Annotated in this window: 9 protein-coding genes, 1 tRNA gene and 1 pseudogene; 1 reads left to right on the top strand and 10 read right to left on the bottom strand. The window is 65.6% G+C overall.

The genetic code is table 11. The features are described from left to right. Positions 1-106: 106 nt before the first annotated feature. The gene (locus WAW85_RS16810) at positions 107-1,312 is read left to right on the top strand and encodes a phage major capsid protein (RefSeq protein WP_422560725.1); all 1,206 of its coding nucleotides are present in this window, start codon (positions 107-109) and stop codon (positions 1,310-1,312) included. A gap of 496 nt (positions 1,313-1,808) precedes the next feature. Here WAW85_RS16810 and WAW85_RS16805 read toward each other — a convergent pair whose 3' ends face one another. The 10 genes and pseudogenes from WAW85_RS16805 to WAW85_RS16760 form a co-directional block, all read right to left on the bottom strand. Then, positions 1,809-2,318 (bottom strand): hypothetical protein, encoded by a 510-nt coding sequence (locus tag WAW85_RS16805; RefSeq protein WP_422560724.1) that lies wholly within the window; start codon positions 2,316-2,318, stop codon positions 1,809-1,811. Then, positions 2,315-2,479, bottom strand: a complete 165-nt coding sequence (locus WAW85_RS16800) for a hypothetical protein (protein ID WP_422560723.1) — start codon at positions 2,477-2,479, stop codon at positions 2,315-2,317. The genes WAW85_RS16805 and WAW85_RS16800 overlap by 4 nt, the downstream gene beginning before the upstream one ends. Next, entirely contained in the window at positions 2,476-2,601 is a 126-nt protein-coding gene (locus WAW85_RS16795) for a hypothetical protein (RefSeq protein WP_422560722.1), read from the bottom strand. The genes WAW85_RS16800 and WAW85_RS16795 overlap by 4 nt, the downstream gene beginning before the upstream one ends. Positions 2,602-2,753: 152 nt before the next feature. Then, positions 2,754-2,825: transfer RNA gene (locus tag WAW85_RS16790), tRNA-Gln, on the bottom strand. Then, positions 2,826-3,524, bottom strand: a complete 699-nt coding sequence (locus tag WAW85_RS16785) for a GntR family transcriptional regulator (protein ID WP_422560721.1) — start codon at positions 3,522-3,524, stop codon at positions 2,826-2,828. It abuts the tRNA gene before it with no gap. Then, positions 3,521-4,471 (bottom strand): oxygenase MpaB family protein, encoded by a 951-nt coding sequence (locus WAW85_RS16780; protein WP_422560720.1) that lies wholly within the window; start codon positions 4,469-4,471, stop codon positions 3,521-3,523. The genes WAW85_RS16785 and WAW85_RS16780 overlap by 4 nt, the downstream gene beginning before the upstream one ends. Then, positions 4,471-5,040 carry a hypothetical protein gene (locus WAW85_RS16775; protein ID WP_422560719.1) on the bottom strand — a complete coding sequence of 190 codons (570 nt, stop codon included), beginning with the start codon at positions 5,038-5,040 and terminating at the stop codon, positions 4,471-4,473. Before WAW85_RS16775 ends, WAW85_RS16780 begins: the two co-directional genes overlap by 1 nt. Further along, positions 5,030-6,259: an MlaD family protein gene (locus WAW85_RS16770; RefSeq protein ID WP_422560718.1), complete on the bottom strand. Its 1,230-nt coding sequence runs from the start codon at positions 6,257-6,259 to the stop codon at positions 5,030-5,032. The genes WAW85_RS16775 and WAW85_RS16770 overlap by 11 nt, the downstream gene beginning before the upstream one ends. After that, the gene (locus WAW85_RS16765; protein WP_422560717.1) at positions 6,256-7,323 is read right to left on the bottom strand and encodes an MCE family protein; all 1,068 of its coding nucleotides are present in this window, start codon (positions 7,321-7,323) and stop codon (positions 6,256-6,258) included. The genes WAW85_RS16770 and WAW85_RS16765 overlap by 4 nt, the downstream gene beginning before the upstream one ends. Next, a pseudogene (locus WAW85_RS16760) lies at positions 7,320-7,488 on the bottom strand (virulence factor Mce); the annotation flags it as partial. The pseudogene WAW85_RS16760 and the gene WAW85_RS16765, both read right to left, overlap by 4 nt.

Raw genomic sequence — 7,488 nt, 5'->3', positions numbered from 1 at the left:
GTTATGGGGCGCGTTCTCGCGGTCGGGTGGCCAGCGTTATCGCGCCCGTCGACCCCCCGTATCTCCTGCACCCGTGTTCGTGGTGCACAGACGACTTGGAGTCGAAATGAAACTGTCTGAGAAGCGTGACGCCCTCCTGAAGCAGGCGCAGGGCCTGATCGCTCAGCGGAAGTCGGCGGGCACGGAGCTGTCCGAGGAGGACCGCGCCGCCCTTGCTGACTACAAGAAGAAGATCGACGACCTGAACGGCCAGATCTCCGCAGCGAATGAGGATGCCGCGATTGTGGCCGCGTTCTCGAAGGTCACCAGCGGTGACGGTGCGAACGGCGAAGAAGGTGCGAAGTCCGGTGTGCTGACCGCGAAGAACCTGCGCGCGGTCGCCGGCAACCTGGCCGCGAAGGCACTGAACCGTGACGCCACGTTCGGACAGAAGTCGATGAACCTGGTCGGCGCGTCCGACGTCATCGTCACCGCGTTCGCTCAGACCCCGGAGAAGCCCGTCGAACTGCTCGACGTCCTCCCAGTCGTGGGCCTGCGCACCTCGACCCCGGCCAAGGACGGTGACCTGGCGGTCGGCGGTTCCGGTGCCACGTTCCGTTACCTCCGTCAGACGCTGCGCACCAACAACGCCGCCCCGGTCGCCCCCGGCGCCGCCAAGCCGGTATCGAAGTACGGGATCACTCCGGTGGACTCCGCGCTACAGGTGATCGCTCACCTGACCGAGGAAATCGACAAGTACACGCTGCGCGATGTGCCGGGTCTGACCCAGTTCCTCACCAACGAGCTGCTGTTCGGTCTGCGTGCCTCCCTCGAGCACCAGATCATCAACGGCACCGGCACCGCGCCGCAGCTGTCGGGCATTCTCGGGACCACGGGCATCCAGACCCAGGCCGCGGGCACCGACATCGCGCTCACGGTCCGCTCGTCGATCACCAAGCTCGAGACCGAAGGCTATGCGCCGTCGGCGATCGTGCTGTCGCCGGCCGACTGGGAAAGGGTGGAGACCTCGACCGCGAGCGGTTCGGGTGAGTTCCTGTTCCAGACCGGACCGGTCGACCGCGCGGCCCGCACTCTCTGGGGTGTGCCGGTGGTGTGCTCGACGAGCCTCCCGACCGATCGGGCGCTGCTGATCAGTGACCAGTCGGTCGCCGTCTACACCGACGGCCGGATGGATCTGGAATGGGAACAGGGCGGCGAGCTGTTCGAAAAGAACCAGCTGCGCGCACGGTTCGAGTCCCGGTTCCAGACCGCGGTCCTGCGCCCGCGCGGCGTGGTCCTGGCGACTCTCCCGACTGCCGGCACCGGCGAGTAAGAACCAAGTCCCGCCGCGTCAACCCCACATACTTCCTGGGTAAGGCTGCTCATGATGCTGGGATGAAAAGCTAGGCAGACCTGCGCGGCCGGACCGCATACGAAGACCCCCGCACTTTTCTTCATGGAGTGCGGGGGTCTTCGCTATCCCTGCCGAGCTTGTGAGGTTCCTCAAGGACCGCTCAAGACACCGTGCGAATGGAACCCAAGGGTGCCGGTGTCGTTGCCCCATCGCCGGAATCGACCCACGAACCACGCCCCTATCGCGTCCGGCCACGACGAACGGCCCGACCGGAGACCGGACGAGCTGAGTCATGGCACCACGGTGCGGGCCCTGCTGTGGTGGCCCCGCGTCCAGATCGGGGACTGAGCTACTGGACGGCCAGCTGGTTTACGTCGAGCTGTGCGTAGAACGACGGCAACGCGGTCGGATCGGTTGCGTGCGTGCCCCGGCCGGGAGTCGAACCCGGCCGACGACCATCAGGGCGATCGGGGGATCAGTCGGGCAGATCGGTGGCGACAAAGGCCAGGAGGGCCCGCAGGTCGCCGAAAACCTTGACCGCGCGGCCGGAATCGGGATCGCACAACCGGTGCTCGTCCGACTCGATCTCGTACTCGTATCCGGCCGCGTAGGCCAGGAGCGCGGCCGCGGCGATCCGGGTCTGGTCGCCGGTGAGCGTGATCGTGTTGCGCCACGAGCTGCGCGCGCCGTAGCCGACGCCGGTCGCCACGCTGGCGCCGCCGACATTGGACCGGATGTGCAGGGAGTCCTGCCGCATGATGCCGCGGTCCTCGTACGGGTCGGACGCGATCGCCGTGACGTCGGAGTAGGCCCGCTGGTGTGCTCGTGGCTGGCACTCGTCGCGCCGGTGCTCATCGAGTGCTGTCCGGTGAGCTTGGACGCTCACGCGCCAGCCGGTCCGTGTGTTCGCGCGTTCCATCGGGACGACGACCTGCGCGCCGCAGGCCGCACAGTCCGTGGTGTGGGTGCGGTGATCGGCGCTCATGCGTACACCCCGAGCAGTCGGCCGAAGAACTCGTCAACGTGGCGACCACAGACCCGCCACACACCGTCATCGCCCTGGATGACGTCGTTCGGGTCTAGGTGGAAGTCGTAGTGCTCGCGTGCCTCGTCGATGATCGCGGCCGCGCTGCTGTACCGGCTCATGCCGTGGCTCCGGCGTACAGGCCGAGCTCGTGCGCTGCGGTGAACACGCCGACGAGCAGCGCGTAGGTGAGGACCAGTCCGGCCGCCAGGCCGAGCGTGGTTAGGATCGTGGAACGGTGCATCGGAATCGCCTCCGGTGTGTCGAGACCCCGGACTCAGCGTTGCTGCGCTGACCGGGGTCGACTCACTTCCAAGGCTGTCGTTATCGCACGTTCATCGCACGACACCCGACTTCAAAATCGCAAACATGGCCTCTACCTGCCCGTTTGCTTTGCTCCGCCGCCAGGACTCGAACCTGAAATGTCTGAACCAAAATCAGAAGTGTTGCCTATTACACCACGGCGGATTACTGCGGAACTGATTGTGCCACAGGACGACTGACCTCCCAGAACCCGATCGCCTCGAGACTGCGGACCAGGCGGTCCCGGGCGTCAGTGAAGCGGTTGTGAATTTCGGCGCGGACCGCCTCGACGTCGCGGGCGGCAAGGTGCTCGATCAGACGGCGGTGGCTGGCCACCGCCTGGCGGCCCCAGTCCTCATCGTTCGTGTACAGGCTGTACGGCGTGTACCGCGTGGCGGCCAGCAGAAACCAGGCGAGCTTCCGGCTGCCACCGACCAGGTGCACCCTGCGGTGAAACTCGAACTCGTGCTCCCCCACCCGGACGGCGTCCCCCTGCGCCACCGACTGCTCCAACTGGTCGACAATCTGCGACAGGCCGAGCAACTCCTGTCCGAGGCCCTCGCTGCGGACCGCGTGCGTCGCCAGGCGCGCCGAGATCTCGGCCTGCATCCAGAAGATGTCCTCCAGGTCCGTGCGCTCGAGGCTGTCGACGACGAAGCCGCGGTGCGGTGACGACCGCACCAACCCCTCACCTCGCAACGTCACCAACGCCTCGCGCACCGGAGTGACACTGCAGCCGAACTCGGCGGCCGCCTCGTCGAGCCGAATGAACTCGCCGGGCCGAACCTGCCCGGTAATGATCCGCTCCCGCAGCCGGTCAGCCACCTCGTCGGTCAACTGCAGCCGCCGCACCGGCGTACTCAAATCAACTCCTTGTTGTGCTTCATCCGCCGCCGCAGGTCCTTCATCATCACCCGGGTGCCGCCGAACCGGATCGCCTTGGGCAGGAACTTGTTCACCACCGAGACGAAGGTGAACAGATGCTCAAAGCGTCGCCGATCGTCCTCGGTCCACTCCAAGCCGAGCTGACGGTGGAATAGCGGCGGCAGAAAGCCGATCGTCAGGAAGCGCAGCAGCGGCACAAACGGCCACCGGATCAGCGGGCTGATCATTTTCAGATCCACCAGATCGTTGAGGAAAGCACACGTGGTGTCATCAATCACGATCCGCTGGCTCGCCAGATTCCAGTAGTGATCAAAGTCCGCCCGCGTCGCCGGCCACATGTCGTCGGGCACCTGCAGCGTGGTGCCCAGCGTCTTGGCCGACTGATAGAAACTCTCGGCGTCCTCGGCCTCCATCCGCCCGTGCAGCAACTGATGACTGTCCTCGACACCCACAAACAGGCACGCCGCCACCCACATCTGCAGCTCGCGGTTGAAGGCGTTGTACTTGACCGGACTGTTCTCATCGGACTTGACGTGACGGTGCGCCGAGTTCACCGCCTCCCGGAACGCAGTCCGCTCCTCGTCGGTACCAACGATCGCCACCGCCAGATACTGCGACGTAGTCCGGGCCCGCTTCCACGGATGCTTCGTCAGCGCACCCGTCTCCACTTTGCTCTCCATCACGCCGTAACCGACCTCGGGCCAACCGAGTTGCTGCACCACGTTGGCCGCGGCCCCGGCGAACGCCCAGAAGTCCAGCGCTTCGTGCACCAGGGCGGGCTGGCGCAGATTAGTCAGCCTCCGCCGGCGTGTGGTGATGGTGATTCGGGTATCGGCCGTCGTCAACTCCGGCGTCGCGGTGTCGATGTCCGGCAGATACTTCGAGTGATACGCCGCCAAGGGCGGGCGGTTCTCGATCGCCGTCATCAGACCGTCTCCACGTCGTCCACGAGCCAGCGCCCGTCGATGTTTTGCAGCTTCATCACCATCCGGTACGGCTGGGTGCGGCCCTCCGGCGCGACGACGTTCTTCGCTTTCTGATCCACAAACAGCAGCACCGTCGCATGATCGCCGTCAACCGACTCGACGGCCGAATGGGTCACCTCGGCGGTCGCCTCACCCTTACCGTTAGACACGATCTCGGTGAGCGCCCCCACCATCTCGCCGTACTTCTTGCCGAAGTCCTCGGTCGACATCCCCACGATCGCCTCCCGGTTCTGGTCGAGCTCGCGGTAGTCGAAGGTCGACAGCTTCACCGCGTAATCGTTCGCGACGGCCAGGATCGCCGCGTTCGACGACGACGATGCACTCGAACTCGTCTGGGCGCCATCGCTGAAATACCGGTAGCCGAAGAACCCGAGCACCGCGATGAGCGCCACGACCAGCAGGCCGATCAACACCCGCGGCACCGGACGTTTGGCGTCGCCCGGCACGGCGTCGGCCGACTCGGCGTCGTTGTTGTCGACTTCGTCTTTTTCAAGGGTGTCAGTTGCCATTTCGGGCCCTTTCCAGGAGTTCTGACCACATCTGCATGAGTTCGGTGGCATTGGGAATCAGGAGCGGATCATCAACGACCGCCGGTCCGGAAATCCCGCCTTCGGACTTCCAGTTCTGCGTGCCCAGCCCGTTCGGGCGGGGCGCATTGGCCGCACCGCGCTGCCCGTACCCGTTTCCGGGTGGGCAGTAGCGCGTGAGGTTCGGGTTCGACGGGGACAGATCGCCGATGGCACGGCGCGGCTCGTCGTAAAACAGGCACACCGGCCCCTGCGTACCGATCAACGCGAAGTCGGCGCGATTGTTCTTGACGATCGACCGCAGATCCAGCAACCCCTGCGGGATCGTCTGCAGACCTGTCGCGAGCGATGCGGTGCGATCGGAGACAATCGGTTCGACGACGACGAGATTGGCCAGCACCCCGCCAAAGGTGCCGCGGTATTTATCGAACAGTGTGGTGGCGTGCGCGAGGCCGGCCGGCGACTGGTCGAGCAGGTAGACGAACGTCGGCTGCGCCGCGTCGAGCTGATCGGTGAAGCTGGCCATCATCCCCATGCCGGCTTCGAAACTCGCGCGCGTGTCGTCCATCGCGCCCAGGGTGGCCAGCCAGTCGGTCATCAGCCCCTTGATCAGTGGCGCATTTTTCCGCACCATCTTTGCCAGCGCCGCCCCGTTGGTGATCAGCGTGGTCAACGATTCCTCGTCGCCACCGAACGCGGTCGCCAGCTCGGCGCTCACTGTCGCGACGGAACCGGTCTGGAATGTGCCGAGGAGTTTAGCGGCCTCGCTGATCAACTTGTCCATTTGCATGGGCTGCCGATCGGCGGGTGCCGCAATCGCGTCGCCGTCGCGCAGATAGTTGCCGGTGTCCTTACCGGTCACGATGTCGACGCTCTGGATGCCAGCCATCGAGGCCATCGTGACCTGGACAAACGAGTCCCGCGGAATCTTAGTGTCCCCGCTGAGCACCAGTTCGACCTCCGCACCGCCACCGCCCGGCCGAAGCTGCGTCGACGCCACGGTGCCCACATCGACGCCGCGTACCGTGACGCCGGTGCCCGCCGTCAATCCGAAGGCGTCGTCCATCGCCACATGCAGCCGAAGTTTGGAGCCGAAGCCTTCCGGGCCCGCCACGTAGTCGATGCCGAACGGAACGACGATCGCCGAGACGATCAGGAACAGCACGAACTGGAACGTGCCGACCGGGAATCTATCTCTCATCGTTTCTTCTTTCCCAGTCCGCCGGTGAGGAGATCGCCGAGCTCCTGCGGCGTCGGCAGCGGCTGCCCGGACAGCAGCAGTCCGCCGGTGAGGATTTTGTCAATGCCCCCTGGAATGTCCAGGGCCCCGTCGAAGACCAGGTAGTCGCCGCGGATGGCACGCGACATGTTGGCCATGAAGGAGTTCATATTGCCCAGCGTCTGGCCGACCTCGTTATTGAAACCGGCGAGGGCATCGACGAGCAGCTGCGCATCGGGTACCAGCGCGCTCAGTTCGCGGCGGCGGCCCTCGGTGATGGCCGCCAAGTTTGTCGCCAGCCCGGTCGTCTGGTTAATCAGGTTCGCGATCTGATCACGTTGCGAGGCAAGAACATCCACTGCTTTGGGTGTCTCGTCGAGGAAGGCCGCGATCCGCCCCTCCTGCGCCGCCATCAGAGAACTGACGTCGGCGGCTGCCGTCATCGCCGCGGTGAAGTCGGCGTTAAATCGCGACGACCGGCTGAGCAACCGGTTCAGGGTGTCGATCAGATCGCCGACCTTGTCCGAGCGGCCCTCGAAAGCCTCGTTCAGGCTGACCATCACCGACTGCAGTTGGCCGATACCGCTACCGGTGACCAGGTTGCCCAGCGCAGCTAGTGTGCTCTCCACTTGCGGGCCCATCGACGTGTCGGCGACATCGATCCGGGCACCCGCGCCGAGCGCACCCTCCGGCGTCTGTGGTGCCGACAGTCTGATGAACGGCGTACCCAACGCGGACGGAAGTTCCACTGCGGCAAGCACGTTCGCGGGGAGTTCGGTGCCGTCGTCAAGGCGCATCGTCACCTGGGCGCGCCCGTTGACGAGCGCGATATCGGTGACCCGGCCCACCACGGCCTGGCCGCTGCGTACCTCGGCACCACTCACCACGCCGTCGGCGGTCACCAGCTCGGCGGTCACCGGAAAGGTCTCGCGCATTCCAGCGACCGGCAGATCCTGCAAACCGACGGCGCAGCCACTGAGGAGCACCGCGCTCACCCCCAGACCGACCGCCGCAGTCAGCCGCTGCCGACGCCGGCGCGCGGTCACTTGGTCACCGCCGAGACGATGCCGAGCGGATCGGAGGCGGAGATCGGGAAGGTGATCGGGTTGGTCAGTCCGGCGCCGATACAGATCGGCAGTGGGAAGCGGTCGCACAGCGGCTTCAGCTTGGCGAACTGGGTGAGCGTCGTGGACACGTTCAACCGGATCCGG

This window comes from Gordonia sp. (in: high G+C Gram-positive bacteria), assembly GCF_049299075.1.
Classification (GTDB): Bacteria; Actinomycetota; Actinomycetes; order Mycobacteriales; family Mycobacteriaceae; genus Gordonia.
Note: the sequence above shows the minus strand (reverse complement) of the source record. Positions and strands in the feature narration are given on the sequence as shown.

Coding starts and splice junctions, on each gene's coding strand:
- WAW85_RS16805 (WP_422560724.1), bottom strand. CDS start 2,318: ATGAGCGCCGATCACCGCACCCACACCACGGACTGTGCGGCCTGCGGC.
- WAW85_RS16780 (WP_422560720.1), bottom strand. CDS start 4,471: ATGACGGCGATCGAGAACCGCCCGCCCTTGGCGGCGTATCACTCGAAG.
- WAW85_RS16810 (WP_422560725.1), top strand. CDS start 107: ATGAAACTGTCTGAGAAGCGTGACGCCCTCCTGAAGCAGGCGCAGGGC.
- WAW85_RS16800 (WP_422560723.1), bottom strand. CDS start 2,479: ATGAGCCGGTACAGCAGCGCGGCCGCGATCATCGACGAGGCACGCGAG.
- WAW85_RS16770 (WP_422560718.1), bottom strand. CDS start 6,259: ATGAGAGATAGATTCCCGGTCGGCACGTTCCAGTTCGTGCTGTTCCTG.
- WAW85_RS16795 (WP_422560722.1), bottom strand. CDS start 2,601: ATGCACCGTTCCACGATCCTAACCACGCTCGGCCTGGCGGCCGGACTG.
- WAW85_RS16775 (WP_422560719.1), bottom strand. CDS start 5,040: ATGGCAACTGACACCCTTGAAAAAGACGAAGTCGACAACAACGACGCC.